Source organism: Nocardia jiangsuensis (genome assembly GCF_042650385.1).
In the GTDB taxonomy this organism is placed as follows: domain Bacteria; phylum Actinomycetota; class Actinomycetes; order Mycobacteriales; family Mycobacteriaceae; genus Nocardia; species Nocardia jiangsuensis.
The window spans coordinates 537,718-555,719 of record NZ_JBHSAX010000019.1 but is presented as its reverse complement, the minus strand read 5'-3'; the positions used below and the strand labels follow the sequence as shown (position 1 = coordinate 555,719).

The window sequence follows — 18,002 nt, the reverse complement described above, 5'->3', positions numbered from 1 at the left end:
TAGTCTGGCGGGGTGGATGTCTTCGGTGACCTGATTCGCGGGGTGCGGGCGCAGGGTTCGTTGTTCGGCAGCTCGACGCTGACCCCGCCGTGGTCGCTGCACTTCGTGGACGGCGCGCCGCTCACGCTGTGCACGGTGCTGTCGGGGGCGGGCTGGATTGTGCCCGAGGACGGGCCGCCGGAGCGGGTGCGCGCCTACGAGACGGCCGTGGTGCGTGGCCCGGCGACCTTCACCTTCGTCGACGACCCCGGCACCGCGGCCGCGCCGGTGGCCTGCGGGGCGTTCTGCTCGGGGCCCGAGCAGGGCGGTACCAGGTACCGGCTGGGCTGGGCGGAGTGCGGTGAGCCGGGGCCGGGGGCGACCACTCTGATCGTGGGCGCCTACCCGGTGCGCGGGGAGATCAGCGGCAGGCTGCTCGAGTCGCTGCCCGCGGTGCTGCGGGTGGGGTCGGGCGGGACCGGGGACGCGGTGCTCGACCACCTCGCCGCCGAGGTCGGCGCCGACGTCCCCGGCCAGCAGGTGGTGCTCGACCGGCTACTGGACTGGATGCTGGTGTGCACCCTGCGCGAGTGGTTCGATCGGCCCGGTGGCGAACCGCCGGCGTGGTGGGCCGCGCAGCGCGACCCGGTCGTCGGTGCCGCGCTGCGGCTGCTGCACGCCGAGCCGGCCGCGCCCTGGACGGTCGCGGCGCTGGCCGGGCGCACCGGCGTCTCCCGCTCCACGCTGGCCAAACGCTTCGCCGAGCTGGTCGGCGAGCCCCCACTGACCTACCTCACCCGCTGGCGGATGACGCTGGCCGCGGATCTGCTGACCGAGCAGGACGGCAGCATCGCCGAGGTGGCGCGCATCGTCGGCTACTCGGATCCGTTCGGGTTCAGCGCCGCCTTCAAGCGGGTGCGCGGGGTGGCGCCGAGCGAATTCCGGCTGCGGCGGCGCGAACCCGCCTGATCAGCCCGCGGTCTTGCCGTTGTCGGCGGTGTAGATCGCGCCGTGGATCGCGGCCGCGTCGTCGCTCGCCAGGAAGGCGACGAGCTTGGCGACGGCCTCCGGCTCGCTGAGCCCGCGCGGCGAGGCCACCCGCATGACCAGGTTCGGGTCGGCGCCCTCGGGCAGGGTGAAGCCGGTGACCTGCGGGGTGAGCATCCCGCCCGGGCAGATCGCGTTGACCCGCAGCCGCTGCGCGGTGAACTCGACGGCGAGCGCGCGGGTCAGCCCGACCAGCCCGTGTTTGGCCGCGCAGTACCCGGCCGAGTAGGCCTGGCCCTCGATTCCGGCGATCGAGGCGACGTTGACGATGTTCCCGCCCGCCTCGAGCAGGTGCGGCAGGGCGGCGCGGGAGAGATAGAAGGGGCCGTTCAGGTTGACCGCCAGGTCGCGCTCCCATTCCTCGTCGGTGACCCGGGCGGTGTGCCGCATGGCGTGCTGTCCGGCCACGTTGACCAGGATGTCGAGGCAGCCCAGCTCGGCCGTGCACTGCTCGACCACCTCGCGGCAGCGTTGCGCCCCGGCGATGTCGGCCACCGCGTACCGCCCGCCCGGCACCTCGGCGAAGACCGCCGCCAGCCGCTGTTCATCGCGGCCCACGCCGAAGACGGTGGCTCCGCGCTGCCCGAACAGCCGGGCCACCGCCGCGCCCAGCCCCGACGACGCACCGGTGACCAGCGCGACCTTTCCCGACAACTCACTCATGCCGGTCACCCTAGGCGGCTACTTGTCCGGCTTGGCGGGCTTGTCCGGCTTCTCGGGTTTCACCCGGCCGTTGCCGTTGCCGTTCCCGTTTCCATCGCCGGAGCCGCCGTTCCCGGGGCCGGGCTCCGGCGGGGCGGCGACGGCAGGGCCGGGCTCGGCGACCGTGGCGCCGGGGCCCGCGACGATCGGTGGCGGTGGCGCCTCGACGGCCTCGGTGCAGTGCGCCGGGCCGCAGGTGTCGAGGACGAGAGGGCCGGGCGTCTGCGCGATCGGCGCGGCGGTGGGCACCGCGGCTGTGGGCTGGGACGTCGGGGCGACCTCGGTGCTCCCGGCCGGGCCGGGCCGGTCGAGCAGCAGCACGCCGCCGATCACGGCGGCGAGCCCGGCCAGCGCGGCGACCGCGATCCGGGGACGCCTGCTGCCCGCGCGGGGCGTCTCCGGCAGGGTGGGCGGAGTCCGATGCCGGTACGTGGAACCGGTCACGGTCGTGGGCGCGATGTCGGCCGTCGCGACAGCGGCCCCGCCAGCGGCGGCGCGGGCGGCCGCGACGAACTCCTCCACATCGGCGAACCGCGCCTGTGGCTCCTTCGCCATTCCGCGCGCGATCACCGCGTCCAGCTCGCGCGGCACGGCCGGGTTCAGCGTGCTCGCCGCCGGCGGCGCGGTCATGAGGTGGGCGAGCACCTGCTGCGGGGAGTCTCCGTCGCCGAACGGCCTGCGCCCGGTGAGCAGTTCGAAGAGCACGCAGGCCAGTGAGTACTGGTCCGAGCGGGCGTCGGCGGCGCCGGAGAAGCGCTCCGGCGCCACGTACCCCAGGGTGCCGACGAGGTTGCCGGTGGCGGTGATCGCCGGCTGCCCGTCGCGGGTGGCGGTGCCGAAGTCGATCAGGTAGACGAACTCCTGAGCGGTCACCATGAGGTTCGACGGCTTGACGTCGCGGTGCACGAGCCCGATCCGGTGCGCCGCCGCCAGTGCGGCGCCCGCCTGGGCGACGATCCCGGTGGCGCGGCCGGGCGCGAGCCGTCCCTCGCGGCGCAGCAGCGCGGCGCCGTCGATGCCGTCGACGAGCTCCATGTCGAGGTAGAGGTGGCCGTCGTGCTCGCCGAAGCCGTGGATGGCGACGGTGTGCGGGCCGCGCAGCTGCGCGGCGAGCCTGGCCTCGCGGGTGAACCGGCGCCGGAAGCCGGGGTCGGCGGCCAGGTCGGCGGCGAGCACCTTGAGCGCCACGTCCCGGTCGGTGGCGGTGTCGTGGGCGAGCCAGACCCGGCCCGAGCCGCCGCTGCCGAGCAGCCGATCGAGGCGGTAGTGGCCGAACCACGTCTCGCCCATGTGCAGAACCCTTTCGTACGCCGCTCCCCCGTCCCGGAATGACCGCTGCGCCGCGACGGAAACCACGGCGGCGTGCCGCCGCGGCCGATCCGATCCTCGCGCGGCGTCCGGCACCCGGTGCGGGATTCGGCCGGACGCGGGCCGGGGATCGATCCGGCCCACGGTAGCGATCCGTCGCCGGCGCTGCGCCGCCGGACCGGCGGTGGTGCGTGCGGCGAGCACACCGGGCAGGTCGGCGGCGGAGCACACGGCCACCATCCGCTGCGGCTGCGTGGTCTCCTGCGCGACCCGCGCGGCTCGAACCGGTGATTAGCGGAGAGATAGCCGGGTAGGGTTTCCTCAGGGTCCACAGCACCGCTACCGGGAGGAGTAGTGAGATGCGCACCGATCCGGGCACGGTGCTCGATCGCCCACCGGCCGGCGGACAGCTCCGATTCGGAATCAGCACGCCGGGCGGGCCAGCGGCGACGGCCGAACGCGCCGCGACCGCGACCGCGGTGGGCGCGGAGCCCGAACTCGTGCTGTGGTTCACCGATTTCGGTGCGGCCGCGCCGGACACCGAGCTCGCCGGGGCGACCCCGATCATCACCTGGGAACCGTGGCGGGCGCTGGGCGACGGCCGCTACGACCGCTCGGCGTTCCCGCTCACCGCCATCGCCGCCGGGGCCAACGACGACCACGTGCGCGACTGGGCCCGCGCGCTCGCCCCGCACCGCGCCGGGCTGCGCTTCGCCCACGAGTTCAACGGCGGCTGGTATCCGTGGTCCGGCGATCCGGCGTCCTACGTGCGCGCGTGGCGCCGCATCCATGACCTGATCGCCGCCGAAGCACCCGGAGTGCGCTGGATCTGGGCGCCGAACGCGCCCTTCGCGCAGGCTCCGGTGGAGTGGTACCCCGGCGACGACTACGTCGATGTGCTCGGGCTCGACGGCTACAACTGGGGCACCGCGCGCCCGGGCAGCCGCTGGGTGGAGCCGGCCGAGCTGTTCGGCCCCGCCCTGGCGGCGCTGCGCGAGCTCGGCAAACCGGTGCTGGTCACCGAGGTCGGCTGCGCGGAGGCGGGCGGATCGAAACCGGACTGGATCACCGAGCTGGTGGCCCTGCTCGCCGCCGACCCCGCCGTCATCGGGTTCGTGTGGTTCGACCACGACAAGGAGACCGACTGGCGGCTGTGCAGCAGCCCCGCCGCGGCGCGGGCGATGGCGGCCGCGCTCGACCCGGAGGCCCGATCATGACCGACACCGCCCAGTTCACACTGCCGCCCGAGGTGGAGGCCGCGCGGGTGCGCTCGCTGGAGCAGCTGCACCTGGCGGGCACCCCGCCGGAGGAGCGCTTCGCCCGGATCACCCGGATGGCGCGCGTGGTGTTCGGCGTGCCCGCCTCCTCGGTGAACCTGATGGACAGCGAACACCAGTGGTTCAAACAGCTCGACGGCCTCGACCTCGGCACGCACAATCCGCGCGGCGACGCCGTGTGCCAGGCGACCATCGTGCGCGCCTACACCGAGCCCGCCGAGCCCGCGCTGGTCCTCGAGGACGCCGCCGCGATTCCGGAGTTCGCGGCGCTCCCGACGGTCGGTGGCGCCGACGGCATCCGCTTCTACGCCGGCTATCCGCTCTTCGGCCCCGGCGGGCACGCGGTCGGCACCTTCTGCCTCTACGACTCGGTGCCGCGCTCGCTGGACGCGGCCCAGCTGGCAGCGTTCCGGGAGCTGGCGTCCTGGGCGCAGCGCGAACTCGAGAGCGCCGACGACCTGGAGCGCGCCGCCGCGGTGCAGCGCAGGCTGCTGCCGCCCCCGCTCGGCGACCTGCCCGGCTACCGGATGTGCGCGACCTGCCTGCCCGCCTACGCGGTCGGCGGCGACTTCTACGACCACTACCGCGATGACGGCGGGCTGATCCTCACCCTGGCCGACGTCATGGGCAAGGGGTTGGGCGCCGCGATCCTCACCGCGGGCGTGCGCTCGGCGCTGCGCGGTGCCTCCCGCGCGGTGCGCGGGGTGGGCGCGGGCCCCGATCCCGCCTCGGTGGTCGGCGCGGTCGACGCCCAGCTCACCGATGACCTCACCAGCACCGACACCTTCGTCACGCTGTTCCACGCCCGGCTGGAGCTCGACACCGGCGCCGTGCGCTACGTCGACGCGGGGCACGGGCTCTCCGTGCTGACCAGAGCCGATGGCGAGACGACGCCGCTGCCCGGCGGCGGGCTGCCGCTCGGCATCGTGCCCGGCGAGCCCTGGACGGCAGGCGCCCTTCGCCTCGAACCCGGCGACACCCTCACCATCGCCTCCGACGGCCTGCTCGAGCTGCTCGACCCGGCCGGCGACGCGGGCACCGTCGCGGAATTCGTGCGCGCGCACCCCGATCCGGGCGAGCTGTGCGCCGCGGTGCGCGAGCTCGCCGCCCGGTTCCCGCCGCTCGACGACGCCACGGTGCTCGCGATCCGCCGGGAGCCGGAGTGAGCGCGCACGCCGTCGCCACCACCACCACGACCGCGCGGGCGACGCCATCGCCGTGGCTGCGGTTGCTCATCGTGCTCACCGCCGCGCTCGGGGTGAACTATGTGGTGTGGCGCTGGCTGGCCGCGACGAACTGGTCGGCGTGGTGGATCGCGGTGCCGCTGGTGATCGCCGAGACCTACAGCCTGGTCGACTCGCTGCTGTTCGGGCTGACCATGTGGCAGTGGCACCGCCGCCGTACACCTCCGCCGCCCCCGGACGGCGCGACCGTCGACGTCTTCGTCACCACCTACAACGAGCCGGTCGAGATGGTGCTCACCACCGCGGAGGCCGCCCAGCGCATCCACTACCCGCACCGCACCTGGATCCTGGACGACGGCGACCGCGGCGAGCTGGCCGCGGCCGCCGCCGAGCGCGGCCTGGACTACCTGACCCGCAGCGCGCACTGGGACGACAAGCCGCGCCACGCCAAGGCGGGCAACCTGAACAACGCGCTCATGGAGACCGACGCCGAGTACATCCTGATCCTGGACGCCGACCAGATCCCGGAACCGGAGATCCTGGACCGCACCCTCGGCTACTTCCACGACCCGGCCATGGCCCTGGTGCAGACCCCGCAGTACTTCGTCAACGTCCCCGCCGCCGACCCGCTCGGCAGCCAGGCCCCGCTGTTCTACGGCCCGATCCAGCAGGGAAAGGACGGCTGGAACGCCGCCTACTTCTGCGGCTCGAACGCGGTGCTGCGCCGCGAGGCGCTCATGCGGCTCGGCATCGCCGGCTACGTCGAGGCCGTCGAGGAGGGGGTGCGCCGCACCCTCTACGCCGCCCGCAAGATCCTGCGCTCGGCGCGGCGCCGGGCCGACACCGCACAGGTGCGCGCCGCGCTGGACGCCGTCGCGGGCGCGGTCCGCGACGCCCGCCGCGACCTGCGCGCCCACGAGCCGCTGGCCGAGCTCACCTACACCTTCCAGCAGCGCGTCGACGCCGCCACCCGCAGCCTGGTCGACGCCGATGTCGCCGCCATGCGCGCCGACCTGGACGCCATCGAGGAGCTGCGCGCCCAGTCCGGCGGCGGCGGCGGGCCCGCCCCGGTGCTCTTCGACGACGAGGTACTCGCCACGCTGGCCGGGCGCGACTGGTCGCCGCTCGGCGCGCTGCGATCCATCGGCGCGCTGATCCGCGCGGTCGACGTCGGGCGCGACGACGAGGCCCAGCCGATCCTGCCGATGGCCACCATCTCGGTCACCGAGGACATGGCCACCTGCATGCGCATGCACGCCCAGGGCTGGCACACCGCCTACCACCACGAACCGCTGGCCTGGGGGCTCGCCCCCGACGACGTGGGCACCATGCTCACGCAGCGGCTGCGCTGGGCCCAGGGCACCGTGCAGGTGATGCTCAAGGAGAACCCGCTGGTGCAGCGCGGGCTCTCCTGGGGGCAGCGGCTCATGTACTTCGCGACCATGTGGAGCTACCTGGCCGGTTTCGCCGCGCTGGCCTACATCGCCGCCCCGATCATCTTCCTGGTTTTCGGGATCATGCCGGTGACCGCCTACAGCTGGGACTTCTTCGGCAGGCTGATCCCGTTCCTGCTGCTCAACCAGCTGCTGTTCCTGGTAGTGAGCCGCGGTACCCCGACCTGGCGCGGCCAGCAGTACAGCCTGGCGCTGTTCCCGGTGTGGATCCGCGCCTGCGTCACCGCCTTCCGCAACGTCTACTTCGACCGCCCGCTGGGTTTCGCCGTGACGCCGAAGACGAAGCAGCACCGCGACGCGCTGCCCTGGCACCTCGTGAAGTGGCAGCTGCTGGCCATGGTGCTGCTGACGGTCGCCGTCGTCGTCGGCGTGGTGCGGCTGTACTTCGGCGCCATCTCCCCGCTCGGGGTCACGGTGAACCTGGTGTGGGTGGTCTTCGACCTGCTGATCCTGAGCGTGGTGTTCCAGGCAGTGCGCTATCACGGCAACGAACCGGAGGCATGACGATGAGCCGATTCCCCACCCGCACCGCCGAATCCGGCGCCGTCGTGGTGCGCCCGGAGGGCCGCCTGGACATGATCGCGGCGCCCGAGCTGCGCAAGAAGCTGCACGCGCTGGCCGACGGGACCGGCGCCAGGGTGGTGGTCGACCTCGGCGGCACCGAGTTCATCGACTCCTCCGGGCTCGGCGCGCTCATCTCCGGGCTCAAGGCGGCCCGTCAGGCAGGCGGCGACCTGCGGATCGCCGCGCCGACCGCGCAGGTGGAGACGGTGCTCGCGCTCACCAACCTGAACCGGGTGCTGCGCAGCTACCCCTCGGCCGACACGGCCTTCGGGGCCGAGGGCTGACGTGCCCGGCCCCGCCGCGCACGTGCTGCGGACCAGCACCGGCCCCGGCACCCTCGCGGCCGTCCACGACACGCTCGAACAGGTCTGGGCCGCGCATCCGGTGCCCGAGACCGTCCGGCTGCACCTGGATCTGGCCACCGGGGAGATCGCGGCCAACATCGTCGAGCACGGCGGGTCGGCGACGCTGCGCTTCGAGGTCTCGGTGCGCCCGGACCGGGTCGAGGCCAGCTTCACCGACGACGGCCCGCCCGCCGAGGTCGACCTGACCGCGGTCACCATGCCGGACCCGCTCGCCGACCGCGGCCGCGGCCTGGCCCTGGCCAGCCAGGTCCTCGACGAACTCACCTACCGCCGGGAGGGCCCGCGCAACCACTGGACCCTCACTCATCTGCTCGACTGACGCCCCGGCAGGGCGATCGGTACGTATTCGGAAAAATTCTTCCAGCGAGAAGTGCACGCGGGTATTGATGTCCCTCTTTCCGCTGACAGGTCGGTATCCGGGAAATCCCCTGCGGGTCGAGCTAACATCGTTGGTGCGCAGCATAATTGAGCGAACAGGGGTGGATTCTTCCTTCGGTGGTTCATGAAAACATTGGACCACCGCTATTCGGCGCGCAATTCGTTCTCGATACAACACTGCGGCGAACAGTAATTCGCTGGAACACACCTGCACGAAAGTAGGTTCATCATGGCATTGTCGGCAACCGACCTCTCGGCCCTCGGGGAGACGCCGGTGACCATCCGGTCGACGGCGTTCTCGAATGTCCATCTGCGTCTGGACGCCACCGGGGTGACCGCCCCGGCCGACGAGGGCGGCGGCACGGTCAACTGCCGGTACGGGGCGGGGCTCACCGAGCGGTTCCGGGTCCGGCCCCAGACCGACGGCTCCTTCGCCTTCGAGTCGGTGTCGTTCCCGAAGGTCTACCTGCGCCTGGACGGCCGCGGGGTGACCGCGCAGACCGGTACCGGCGGCGGCAAGGTCAACGCCCAGTTCAACGCCACCGCCCCCGGCCCGTGGGAGAAGTTCCACGCCAGGGACCAGGCGGACGGATCGTTCTCGCTCGAGTCGGTGTCGTTCCCGGAGGTCTACCTGCGCATGAACGGCAGCGGGGTGACGGCGGCGACCGGCAGCGGTGGCGGGACGGTCAACGCCCAGTTCGGCGCCGCGGGCGGCATCCACGAGACCTTCGTCCTGGCCATGGCCGATCAGCGCCTCGACTTCCGTATGCAGCGCCAGGAGCAGACCCTGTGGTGCTGGAACGCGGCCACGGTCAGCACCGCGGTCTACTACGACCCGGCGTCACCCTGGACCCAGGGCAGACTGGCCAACGCCGAGCTGGAACGCGACGACTGCATCGTCGGCGCGGGCGCGGTATCGCCCTGTAACCAGGGCCGGTGGCCCGATACCGCGCTCACCCGGATCGGGCGGCTCAACGTGCGCTCGAACGCCGCCCTGACCACCGTGCAGATCGGTGCCGAGATGGCCAGGAACGCACCGGTCATCGTCAACATCTCCTGGCGGGGCGGCGGGGGCCACATCGTCGCCGTGCGGGGGCGTTCGGTGATCGACGGTGTCGACTACGTCAGCGTCGCCGATCCGTGGGAGGGCGACTCCGATATCACCTACGACGCCTTCCGCAACAGATACCAGGGCACCGGAACCTGGACCGTCAGCTACAAGACCCAGCGCTGAGGAGAACCGATCATGCCACTGCACCTGCCCGACCCGCCCGCCGACGTCCCCGACAAGGTCAAGGGAAAACTGCGCGCGTTCGCCGACGGCGCGAAATTCTCGACCGCGGCACTGCGCGGGGCCCGCAAGGACCAGCTCGACCTGTCCACGCCCCACCAGATCTTCACCCTCGGTCTCGACGACATCACCGCGGGCGCCGGTCTCGAAGCCGCACAGCCGGTGGGCTGGCGCTACCTGGTCGTCGACGGCTCGCAGATCATCGCCAGCGCCGAAACCACACTGGCCCCCGACGGCACCGAGGAGATGTCGCAGTTCACCGAGGGGCCATTCGTCCTTGCCACCGACAGGGCCCTGAAGGTCGTCCGGAAACTGCCCCAGCTCGCGGCCGCCGGCTTCGAGCTCCGGCTGCTGCGCATCCCCGCCCTGTACGTGATGGCACTGTGGCTGCACTCCCCGATCTCCGACATCCTCGCCCCGCTGGACCCCACGCCGATCGGGAAGGAGGGCAAACCCGTCCTCGCCGCGCAATTCCTCAGCGAGCTCGCCGAACTCGCCCGCACGGTGAGCCCGCCGCCCTGAGCGCGGCCCCGGGCCTGCCCGGCTGACAGCCGTCGTCGCGCCGGGACACGACGTACCGCGCTGACGCCGGCGCGCCCCACCCGCGTCCGGTCATCGCAGAACCTGGGGTGACCGGGCTCGGGCACTGCCGTTTCCGGCGCGACGGCGCGCGGCGCGGCTGCCAGAATCAGCACATGCGGACCGAATCGGTGGCGGTGACCGAGGTAGGTCTCGGGGATGTGGTGGCCGATCCCGCGGGCACCGGGCTGTGGCGGCGGGTGCGGGAGCTGCGGTTCGGCCGCGCCCCGCGGCGGGACGGCAGCGGGCGGGAGTGGACCTACTACGCCTTCGTCGGCCCGCTGGTCGATCCCGCCGCCACGGCCGAGGTGATCGGCAACCAGCCGCGCATCGACCGATTCGTGTTCCGCGAGGACGAGTGCGTCACCCGCGCGGTGACCGACGTGGCGTGATCGGCGATTCGCGAGGACACTCGAGGACACAGTGAATCGACTCGTCCCCCAGGAGCACATGCGATGGCAACCAACGGGCCCTTCGGCCTCGACCCGGAAGACCTCGAGCGCGCGCTGCGTGAGGCGGGAATCGAGCTGCGCGATCTGATCGGCAAGGCGGGCGGGTACCTGGAGCGCGTTGACGGTGCGAGCGTCGGCTCGCTGGCGGCGCTGCTCGGCCAGTTCGCGCCGCAGCCGGAGAAGCCGCGCACGACACCGAAGCCCGAGGGCGAGACCACCGGCGAGTCCGGCAGCGGCGTCTGGGTGATCTACACCGTCGACGAGGGCGGAGCGGCCAGGGTCGACCAGGTCTTCCCCAGCGAACTCGAAGCGCTGCGCGCGCACCGCGACAACACCGACGACCGCCGCCGGGTGCGGTTCCTGCCCTACGGCGTCCCCGCGGGCGTGCTGGACGCGCCCTGATCGGCGCCCGACAGCGCGAATCGGCTCGCCCCGCAGGCCCGCAACCGCGATGATGGTGCGGTGACCGAACAGGTGAGCGCATGCGCGCGCTGGTAGTACTGATCGTGGTCGCGGCGATCGCGCTGATCGCGGGCGACCGGATCGCGGTGGTGGTGGCGCAGAACGAGATCGGGCGCCGGATCGCCGCCGAGTACGCGCTGGACCGCGATCCGGCGGTGGACATCGGCGGCTTCCCGTTCCTCACCCAGGCCGCCGACGGCCGGTACGAGACCATCGACGTCCGGGCCGGCGAGTGGAGCGCGCAGGACGTCACCGTGCGCGACCTGCGGCTCACCCTCACCGACGTCACCGCCCCGCTCGCCGACCTGATCGCGGGCGACACCTCGACCCTGGTCGCCGCCGGCGCGACGGCCGAGGCCGTGGTCCCCTACGACACCGTGCGGCGCTTCGCCGACGACGGCGTCCGCGACCTCTCCGAGAGCCCCGACGGGCTGCGGGTGACCGGTACCTTCCCGGTGGAGGGGCTGCCGTTCCCGGTACCGGCGACCATCGTCTTCGCGATGGCGCCCACCGCCGACGGCATCGAACTCACCCCGACCTCGGTGCAGGCCGCGATCGGCGGCCCCGCGGTGCCGATCTCGGTGCTCAGCAGCACCCTTGCCTTCACCATCCCGCTGCAGGACCTGCCGCTCGGCGCCGAGATCACCGCCATCCGCGCGGCCGCCGACGGGCTGCACGTCAGCGCAGCGGCCGCGGACGTCCACTTCGCCGATCTGCCCTGAGCACCGGGAGTTACGGGACGTAGAGGTACCACTCGGCGAACGGGCCCTGGATCGGCCAGCTGCTCGACATGATCTTGGCCGGGCCCATCCCCACCCACAGGTCGACGGTCACGGTCTTGCCGCGCTGGGCCCCGGTGCGCACGTAGACGTCCTGGTGCCGGAAGCCGGCCGAGCCGACCCAGCCGATCATGACGTGGTTGCCGCACGGCCCGCTCAGGTACCCCTGCGGCGTCACCCGCGCCCGCACGAACCCGGGCCGCTTCGGCGCCGCCTCCAGATCCACGGAGATCGCTCCGGCGCAGAAGTTCGCGTCACCGAAGGTGTAGAGCGTGGTGCCGATCGGCGCGAACTGCGGCAGCGGATCCGCGTGCGCCGGAACAGCTGTCGCGCCGCCGAGCACCCCGATCCCCAGCGATGCCGCCAGCCCCGCGCCCAGTCGTCGAATGTTCATGGTTCGAGCCCTCCCCCGTCGAGCATTCGGATCCCCGCTCGCCCCGGCCGGATGACTCCGTCGGCATCGACGGCCCGCGGCGGAAATCGTTCGCCCACCGAGCATATCGGGTGAATCAGCGCGCCGGGAAACGTTCCGAGCGGTCTGGGTAGCGGGCCGCGAACCGGGTCGGGGGCTCGCCCATCAGGCGGGTGAAGTCGCGGACGAAATGTGCCTGGTCGGCATAGCCGAGGTCGGCGGCGAGCACCGGCCAGTCGATCTCCGCGCCCGCCTCGAGCCGGCGCGCGACCTCGTGCACCCGGTAGCGGCGCAGCACCCACTTGGGGCTCACCCCGACGTGCTCGGCGAAGAGCCGCTGCAGGGTCCGGACCGGGGAGCCGAGCTCGGTGGCGAGCTGATCGACCCGGGTGAGGTCGGGGCGGGCGGCGATCAGCGCGACCGCCTCGACGGCCGCGCGGCCGGCCGGGCCCGGCTCGGGCAGCCGCGGATGCAGGAACTCCTCGATCGCCGCCACCTCCGGGCATACCGGCGGCTCGGCGCCGAAGACAGCGACGGCGTCGACAACCCGGTCGGTGAGCCCCGATACCGGCGCGCCCAGGATCGGGCGGAACGCGCCGGGCCGGAAGGCAACCCCGAATACCCGGCCGCGACCGGTCAACGTCTGACAACGGTGCCCCCGGGCGACCCCGCGCACCGTCGCGCCCACCTGGCTGCTGATCGTCAGGTGCACACGCGGCAGCGCCGTGATGAGCTGGCGGTAGGGCTCGGCGTAGTCCCAGTGCACGGTCCAGTAGTGCTCGATGTACCCGGCGAGTTCCGGCGACGGCGCGGCGGTCCGGTGCCGCTGGAACCGCCGCCAGGCCCCGCCCAGCTCACGGGCATCCCTCATGGCGCGAGTGTAGGTGTCGCGTTCGTTCAAGACAGCCCGGCCCGCGGCTGGTTGGCTGGCGGCCATGAGCACTCCGGAGACGATGGCAGCGGCCGCCGCGCCCCTGCTGCGGATCGCCGCGGCGATCACCCCCGCGGACCTGGACCGCCCCACCCCGTGCACCGACTACGACGTGGCCGCCCTGGTGAACCACCTGCTGTACTGGGCGCCCGGGCTGGCCGCCGCGGGCCGCCGGGAGCAGGCGCCGCCCCCGCCCGAGTCCCTGCCGCTCGACGCCGAATTCGCCGAAACCCTGCGCCCGCGAGTCGACGAGATCGTCGCCGCCTGGAGCGAGCCGCGGGCCTGGCAGGGCACCGCCGAGTTCGCCGGAGCCGTCCTGCCCGCCCCGATGCTGGGCGGCATGGTGGTCGGTGAGCTGGTTGTGCACGGCTGGGACCTCGCCCGCGCGCTGGGTCTCGATGCCGGATGGGACGACGCGCTACTCGGCTTCCTCTTCGAGCAGGTGAGCGCGACCGCCGAGCAGGGTAGGGAGATGGGCGCCTACGGCCCCGCCGTGCCGATCCCGGACTCGGCGCCGACGCTGGACCGTGTTCTCGCCACGACCGGCCGGGCACCGCACTGGCGTCCGAGCACGGTCTGATCCCCCATCCCCCTTTCACTGTATACACGATTCCGCGCCCTCATGAGCTGCCGAAATGTGGTCCATACTCGCTCCCGTTCTACGGAAACCCCAGGTGAGGAGTGGCGGTATGGCCTATGTGCTCGGCTTCGCGGAGATCGATCGGACGCAGGTCGCGGTGGTCGGCGGCAAGGGCGCGAACCTCGGTGAGCTGTCCCGCGTGGACGGCGTGCGGGTGCCGGACGGCTTCTGCGTGACGACGGCGGCCTACACCCGCGCGGTGGCGGGGCTGGACGCGCTGTTCGCCGAACTGTCCGGGATCGAGCCGGGTGACCGGGAGGCGACCCGGGTGCTCAGCGCGCGGGTCCGAGCGGCGGTCGAGGAGCTGGAGATCCCCGGCGGGGTCGCGGCGGAGATCGTCGCGGCGCACGCCCGGCTCGGCACCGACGGCGCCTACGCGGTCCGCTCCAGCGCGACGGCGGAGGATCTGCCGACGGCGTCCTTCGCCGGGCAGCAGGACAGCTACCTGAACATCGTTGGCGCGCCGGAGCTCCTCGCGCACGTGCGGCGCTGCTGGGGTTCGCTGTTCACCGAGCGCGCCGTGGCCTACCGGCAGCGGAACGGTTTCGGGCACAGCGGGATCCGGATGGCCGTGGTGGTGCAGGCCATGGTCTTCCCGCGCGCCGCCGGGGTGCTGGTCACCGCCGATCCGGTCACCTCGGATCGGACCGTGACCTCGATCGACGCCGGTTTCGGGCTCGGCGAGGCGCTGGTCTCGGGGCTGGTGAACGCCGACAATGTCCGGGTGCGCGGCGGCGTGATCGTCGAGCGATCGACCGCGACCAAGAAGCTCGCCGTGGAGCCGGAGCCCGCCGGTGGCACGCGGGTGCGCGAGCTCGCCCCCGAGCGTCGGGACGAACCGGTGCTCTCCGACGCCGAGGTGCTCGACCTCGAGCGGCTCGGCCGCCGGATCGAAGCGCACTTCGGCAGACCGCAGGACATCGAGTGGTGCCTCGGCGACGACGGGATCCGCATCGTGCAGAGCAGACCGATCACCACGCTGTTCCCGATCCCGGAGGCCGCCGACGGCGGCGAGCACGTCTACGTCTCGGTCGGCCACCAGCAGATGATGACCGACGCCATGAAACCGCTCGGGATCTCGCTCTGGCAGCTCACCAGCGGCGCACCCATGCGCGACGCGGGCGGGCGGCTGTTCGTCGACGTCACCGCCATGCTCGCGGCGCCGGCATCGCGCGCCGCGCTGGTCACCGCACTCGGCAAATCCGATCCGCTGCTCGGCGACGCCCTGCGCACCCTGATCGAACGCCGCGGGTACGACACCGAACCGGATCACCCGGCACCGGCCACCGCGCCCGCACCGACCGAGCTCGACCCGGCGCTCGTCGGCGAGCTCATCGCCGCGAGCGAGGCATCGCTCGCGGTGCTGAAGCGCGACATCCGCGCCCACACCGGGGCCGCGCTGCTCGACTTCGTCCGTGCCGACATCACGGAGCTGCGCCGCGTCCTGTTCGACCCGCGCGGGCTGCAGCTGATCACCGCCGCCATGGACGCCTCCGAGTGGCTCAACGACCGGCTGCTCGACTGGCTGGGCGAGCGCAACGCCGCCGACGCGCTCACCCGCTCGGTGCCCGGCAACATCACCTCGGAGATGGGGCTCGCGCTGCTCGACGTCGCCGACGCCGTCCGCCCGCACCCGGAGGTCGTGGCCTGTCTGCACGCCGCCCCGCCCGACTTCCTGGACCGGCTCCCCGGCCATCCCGGCGGCGAGCAGGCCCGCACCGCGATCGAAGACTTCCTCGAGCGCTACGGCATGCGCTGCGCCGGCGAGATCGACATCACCCGGCCGCGCTGGCGCGAGCAGCCCGCCACCCTGCTGCCCGCGATCCTCGGCAATGTCGCCGGATTCGAGCCCGGGGCGGCCGCGCGGCAGTTCGCCGACGGCCTGCGCGCAGCCGAGCGGGCGAAAGGGCAGATCCTGGAACGGGTCCGGGCGCTCCCGGACGGTGCGGCGAAGGCGGCGCAGACCGAGCGCATGATCGACCGGGTCCGCACCTTCTCCGGCTACCGCGAGTACCCGAAGTACGGGATGGTGTGCCGCTACTTCGTCTACCGGCAGGCCCTGCTGCGCGAAGCCGAACGCCTGGTCGAAGCCGGTGCCCTGCGGGCCACGGACGACATCGACCACCTACGCTTCGACGAACTGCGCGACGTCGCGGCCACCCACCGAGCCGACCAGGAGCTGATCACCGCGCGCCGGGCCGCGTTCCGCGCGCACGAGGCGCTCACCCCGCCGCGGGTGCTCACCTCCGACGGCGAGGTCGTCACCGGCGCCTACCGGCGCACCGACCTGCCGGACGGCGCGCTGCCCGGCACCCCGGTCTCCGCCGGGACCGTCGAGGGCCGCGCCCGGGTCGTCACCGACATCGCCCTGGCCGACCTCGAAGCGGGTGACATCCTGGTCACCGCCTACACCGACCCGAGCTGGACCCCGCTGTTCGTCGCCGTCGCCGGGTTGGTCACCGAGGCGGGCGGGCTCATGACGCACGGCGCCGTGATCGCCCGCGAATACGGCCTGCCCGCCGTGGTCGGCGTCGAGCACGCCACCACGCTCATCCGCGACGGGCAGCGCATCCGCGTGCACGGCGCCGACGGCTACGTCGAGCTGCTGGCGGACCGGTGATCGAGCCGGATCAGCGCAGCGCCACCTTCGGGAAGTCGACCGGAATCCCGAGCGCCACGTTGATGTAGTTGGTGAACAGGTTGAGCGCGACCTGCCCGATCGCCTCGACGATCTGCTCGTCGCTCCATCCCAGGTCGCGCAGCGCGCCCACCTCCCCGGGGGCGACCCGGCCGCGCTCCTCGACCAGCTTCAGCGCGAAGCCGAGCAGGGCGGCGGTGCGCGGGTCCGGGGACTCGCCGAGCTGCGCGGCCTGCATGTCGGCGCCGCTCACCCCGGCCCTGCGGCCCAGCGCGGTGTGCGCGGCGAGGCAGTACTCGCAGGCATTGCGGTTGGCGACGGCCACCGCGATCTGCTCGCCGACCGCCGGGCCGAGCGCCCCACCGCCGAAGGCGCCGAAGGCGGCCCACATGCTGGTCAGCGCGGCGGGCGAGTTGGCGACCGCGCGGAACATGGCGGGCACCGTGCCGAAGGCGGCGTGGATGCTGTCGAGCTGGTCGCGGACGGTGCCGGTGGCGGTCTCGCGCTCGACGAGGGGGACGAGTGTCATGGGAGGTTCCTTCGCTGTCGTGTTTCGGACAGTCCCCAGCCTGCCGTGCCGAGTCGGATGATTTGCGCTCTATCGTCTCGATTTCTTACCTATTCGTCTGTCACCATGGGTGCATGATCTCCGTGGACCGGATCTCCCCGCTGCTCGAACGGTTCCGCGTGCGGACCAGGCTCTTCCACACCGGCCCGCTCTGCGGGGTGACCACCTACGACGCCGGGCTCGGACGGGGCTTCCTGCACGTGCTGCGGGCCGGGTCGATGGAGGTCACGCACCGCGGCGCCGGAAACCGGCTCGCGACCCGCCGTGTCGACCGGCCCAGCCTGCTCTTCTACCCCAGGCCGCTCGACCACTCCTTCCACAACGCGCCCACCGCGGACTCCGACTTCGCCTGTGCCAGCGTCGACTTCGAGGGCGGGCCGAACCACCCGCTGGTACGCACGCTGCCCGCGGTGACGGTGCTGCCGCTCGACGCCGTCGCCACCCTCGAACCCGCGCTCGCCCTGCTCTTCGCCGAGATCGACACCGCGAAGTGCGGGCACCGGGTGCTGGTGGACCGGCTCTTCGAGGTCGTGCTCATCCAGCTCTTCCGCTGGATCCTCGAGCACGCCGACGAACTCGACTTGCCCACCGGGCTGCTCACCGGGCTCGCCGACGAACGGCTGGCCCCGGCACTGGTCGCCGTGCACGAGGAGCCGGGGCGGGCGTGGACGCTCGAGGGCATGGCGCGGGAGGCGCGGATGTCGCGCAGCGCCTTCGCCGCGCGGTTCAAGGAGGCGGTCGGACAGTCGCCCGCCGACTATCTCGGTGGGTGGCGGATCACCGTGGCCAAGGAGCGGTTGCTGGCGGGCGTTCCGGTGGCGCGCACCGCGACCGAGCTCGGGTATGCCACCGCGCCCGCATTCTCCCGGGCCTTCACCCAGCGGGTGGGGTGCTCGCCGCGAGCTTGGGCGGCGCAGCTGTAGTCGCCCGCGGGCCGGACTCCACGCGGCCGGGCACGCTTTTCGCCGGCCGCAGCATCGAGAGTCACCGCA

The 18,002-nt window shown here is 72.8% G+C and carries 19 protein-coding genes; 14 read left to right on the top strand and 5 right to left on the bottom strand.

The features are described 5' to 3' along the window. The first annotated feature begins 12 nt into the window (after positions 1-12). A complete protein-coding gene (locus tag ACFO0B_RS25700; RefSeq protein ID WP_378615144.1) occupies positions 13-948 on the top strand; it encodes an AraC family transcriptional regulator in 936 nt (311 codons plus the stop codon). Here ACFO0B_RS25700 and ACFO0B_RS25695 read toward each other — a convergent pair whose 3' ends face one another. Both ACFO0B_RS25695 and ACFO0B_RS25690 read right to left on the bottom strand, forming a co-directional pair. Further along, positions 949-1,689, bottom strand: a complete 741-nt coding sequence (locus tag ACFO0B_RS25695) for an SDR family NAD(P)-dependent oxidoreductase (protein ID WP_378615143.1) — start codon at positions 1,687-1,689, stop codon at positions 949-951. An 18-nt stretch (positions 1,690-1,707) separates the two neighbouring features. Beyond that, a complete protein-coding gene (locus ACFO0B_RS25690; protein WP_378615142.1) occupies positions 1,708-3,018 on the bottom strand; it encodes a serine/threonine-protein kinase in 1,311 nt (436 codons plus the stop codon). 377 nt (positions 3,019-3,395) lie between these two features. Between ACFO0B_RS25690 and ACFO0B_RS25685 the strand changes: the two genes are divergently transcribed. The 10 genes from ACFO0B_RS25685 (at position 3,396) to ACFO0B_RS25640 (ending at position 11,764) form a co-directional block, all read left to right on the top strand. Beyond that, entirely contained in the window at positions 3,396-4,253 is an 858-nt protein-coding gene (locus ACFO0B_RS25685; RefSeq protein WP_378615141.1) for a glycoside hydrolase family 26 protein, read from the top strand. Continuing rightward, on the top strand, positions 4,250-5,479 hold the full coding sequence (locus tag ACFO0B_RS25680; protein ID WP_378615140.1) for a PP2C family protein-serine/threonine phosphatase: 1,230 nt from the start codon (positions 4,250-4,252) through the stop codon (positions 5,477-5,479). Before ACFO0B_RS25685 ends, ACFO0B_RS25680 begins: the two co-directional genes overlap by 4 nt. Next, a complete protein-coding gene (locus ACFO0B_RS25675; protein WP_378615139.1) occupies positions 5,476-7,455 on the top strand; it encodes a glycosyltransferase in 1,980 nt (659 codons plus the stop codon). The genes ACFO0B_RS25680 and ACFO0B_RS25675 overlap by 4 nt, the downstream gene beginning before the upstream one ends. A 2-nt stretch (positions 7,456-7,457) precedes the next feature. Further along, positions 7,458-7,799: an STAS domain-containing protein gene (locus ACFO0B_RS25670; protein WP_378615316.1), complete on the top strand. Its 342-nt coding sequence runs from the start codon at positions 7,458-7,460 to the stop codon at positions 7,797-7,799. Between the two features lies 1 nt (position 7,800). Then, positions 7,801-8,199, top strand: coding sequence for an ATP-binding protein (locus ACFO0B_RS25665; RefSeq protein WP_378615138.1), 399 nt, complete (start codon positions 7,801-7,803; stop codon positions 8,197-8,199). A 288-nt stretch (positions 8,200-8,487) separates the two neighbouring features. Next, entirely contained in the window at positions 8,488-9,492 is a 1,005-nt protein-coding gene (locus ACFO0B_RS25660; protein ID WP_378615137.1) for a papain-like cysteine protease family protein, read from the top strand. Between the two features lie 12 nt (positions 9,493-9,504). Beyond that, the gene (locus tag ACFO0B_RS25655) at positions 9,505-10,071 is read left to right on the top strand and encodes a hypothetical protein (protein WP_378615136.1); all 567 of its coding nucleotides are present in this window, start codon (positions 9,505-9,507) and stop codon (positions 10,069-10,071) included. A gap of 173 nt (positions 10,072-10,244) precedes the next feature. Continuing rightward, on the top strand, positions 10,245-10,520 hold the full coding sequence (locus ACFO0B_RS25650) for a hypothetical protein (protein WP_378615135.1): 276 nt from the start codon (positions 10,245-10,247) through the stop codon (positions 10,518-10,520). Between the two features lie 63 nt (positions 10,521-10,583). After that, positions 10,584-10,982, top strand: a complete 399-nt coding sequence (locus ACFO0B_RS25645) for a hypothetical protein (RefSeq protein ID WP_378615134.1) — start codon at positions 10,584-10,586, stop codon at positions 10,980-10,982. Positions 10,983-11,062: 80 nt separating this feature from the next. Beyond that, the gene (locus ACFO0B_RS25640) at positions 11,063-11,764 is read left to right on the top strand and encodes an LmeA family phospholipid-binding protein (protein WP_378615133.1); all 702 of its coding nucleotides are present in this window, start codon (positions 11,063-11,065) and stop codon (positions 11,762-11,764) included. A 10-nt stretch (positions 11,765-11,774) separates the two neighbouring features. Here ACFO0B_RS25640 and ACFO0B_RS25635 read toward each other — a convergent pair whose 3' ends face one another. Together ACFO0B_RS25635 and ACFO0B_RS25630 are read right to left on the bottom strand one after the other, a co-directional pair. Further along, the gene (locus ACFO0B_RS25635) at positions 11,775-12,215 is read right to left on the bottom strand and encodes a hypothetical protein (protein WP_378615132.1); all 441 of its coding nucleotides are present in this window, start codon (positions 12,213-12,215) and stop codon (positions 11,775-11,777) included. Positions 12,216-12,330: 115 nt separating this feature from the next. Further along, positions 12,331-13,104 carry a DUF6597 domain-containing transcriptional factor gene (locus ACFO0B_RS25630; protein WP_378615131.1) on the bottom strand — a complete coding sequence of 258 codons (774 nt, stop codon included), beginning with the start codon at positions 13,102-13,104 and terminating at the stop codon, positions 12,331-12,333. 64 nt (positions 13,105-13,168) lie between these two features. Here ACFO0B_RS25630 and ACFO0B_RS25625 point away from each other — a divergent pair, with 64 nt between their 5' ends. Together ACFO0B_RS25625 and rph are read left to right on the top strand one after the other, a co-directional pair. Continuing rightward, positions 13,169-13,744, top strand: coding sequence for a TIGR03086 family metal-binding protein (locus ACFO0B_RS25625; protein WP_378615130.1), 576 nt, complete (start codon positions 13,169-13,171; stop codon positions 13,742-13,744). A gap of 109 nt (positions 13,745-13,853) precedes the next feature. Further along, positions 13,854-16,424: a rifamycin-inactivating phosphotransferase gene (gene rph, locus ACFO0B_RS25620; protein WP_378615129.1), complete on the top strand. Its 2,571-nt coding sequence runs from the start codon at positions 13,854-13,856 to the stop codon at positions 16,422-16,424. A 10-nt stretch (positions 16,425-16,434) separates the two neighbouring features. Here rph and ACFO0B_RS25615 read toward each other — a convergent pair whose 3' ends face one another. After that, on the bottom strand, positions 16,435-16,971 hold the full coding sequence (locus ACFO0B_RS25615; protein ID WP_378615128.1) for a carboxymuconolactone decarboxylase family protein: 537 nt from the start codon (positions 16,969-16,971) through the stop codon (positions 16,435-16,437). Positions 16,972-17,084: 113 nt separating this feature from the next. Between ACFO0B_RS25615 and ACFO0B_RS25610 the strand changes: the two genes are divergently transcribed. Beyond that, positions 17,085-17,933 carry a helix-turn-helix transcriptional regulator gene (locus tag ACFO0B_RS25610; protein WP_378615127.1) on the top strand — a complete coding sequence of 283 codons (849 nt, stop codon included), beginning with the start codon at positions 17,085-17,087 and terminating at the stop codon, positions 17,931-17,933. The last annotated feature ends 69 nt before the right edge of the window (positions 17,934-18,002 follow it).

What these genes read in the sequence shown, in the direction of transcription:
- ACFO0B_RS25695 (WP_378615143.1), bottom strand. Translation starts at nt 1,689, where the DNA reads ATGAGTGAGTTGTCGGGAAAGGTCGCGCTGGTCACCGGTGCGTCGTCG.
- ACFO0B_RS25690 (WP_378615142.1), bottom strand. Translation starts at nt 3,018, where the DNA reads ATGGGCGAGACGTGGTTCGGCCACTACCGCCTCGATCGGCTGCTCGGC.
- ACFO0B_RS25685 (WP_378615141.1), top strand. Translation starts at nt 3,396, where the DNA reads ATGCGCACCGATCCGGGCACGGTGCTCGATCGCCCACCGGCCGGCGGA.
- ACFO0B_RS25680 (WP_378615140.1), top strand. Translation starts at nt 4,250, where the DNA reads ATGACCGACACCGCCCAGTTCACACTGCCGCCCGAGGTGGAGGCCGCG.
- ACFO0B_RS25670 (WP_378615316.1), top strand. Translation starts at nt 7,458, where the DNA reads ATGAGCCGATTCCCCACCCGCACCGCCGAATCCGGCGCCGTCGTGGTG.
- ACFO0B_RS25660 (WP_378615137.1), top strand. Translation starts at nt 8,488, where the DNA reads ATGGCATTGTCGGCAACCGACCTCTCGGCCCTCGGGGAGACGCCGGTG.
- ACFO0B_RS25655 (WP_378615136.1), top strand. Translation starts at nt 9,505, where the DNA reads ATGCCACTGCACCTGCCCGACCCGCCCGCCGACGTCCCCGACAAGGTC.
- ACFO0B_RS25650 (WP_378615135.1), top strand. Translation starts at nt 10,245, where the DNA reads ATGCGGACCGAATCGGTGGCGGTGACCGAGGTAGGTCTCGGGGATGTG.
- ACFO0B_RS25645 (WP_378615134.1), top strand. Translation starts at nt 10,584, where the DNA reads ATGGCAACCAACGGGCCCTTCGGCCTCGACCCGGAAGACCTCGAGCGC.
- ACFO0B_RS25640 (WP_378615133.1), top strand. Translation starts at nt 11,063, where the DNA reads ATGCGCGCGCTGGTAGTACTGATCGTGGTCGCGGCGATCGCGCTGATC.
- ACFO0B_RS25635 (WP_378615132.1), bottom strand. Translation starts at nt 12,215, where the DNA reads ATGAACATTCGACGACTGGGCGCGGGGCTGGCGGCATCGCTGGGGATC.
- ACFO0B_RS25630 (WP_378615131.1), bottom strand. Translation starts at nt 13,104, where the DNA reads ATGAGGGATGCCCGTGAGCTGGGCGGGGCCTGGCGGCGGTTCCAGCGG.
- ACFO0B_RS25625 (WP_378615130.1), top strand. Translation starts at nt 13,169, where the DNA reads ATGAGCACTCCGGAGACGATGGCAGCGGCCGCCGCGCCCCTGCTGCGG.
- rph (WP_378615129.1), top strand. Translation starts at nt 13,854, where the DNA reads ATGGCCTATGTGCTCGGCTTCGCGGAGATCGATCGGACGCAGGTCGCG.
- ACFO0B_RS25615 (WP_378615128.1), bottom strand. Translation starts at nt 16,971, where the DNA reads ATGACACTCGTCCCCCTCGTCGAGCGCGAGACCGCCACCGGCACCGTC.
- ACFO0B_RS25610 (WP_378615127.1), top strand. Translation starts at nt 17,085, where the DNA reads ATGATCTCCGTGGACCGGATCTCCCCGCTGCTCGAACGGTTCCGCGTG.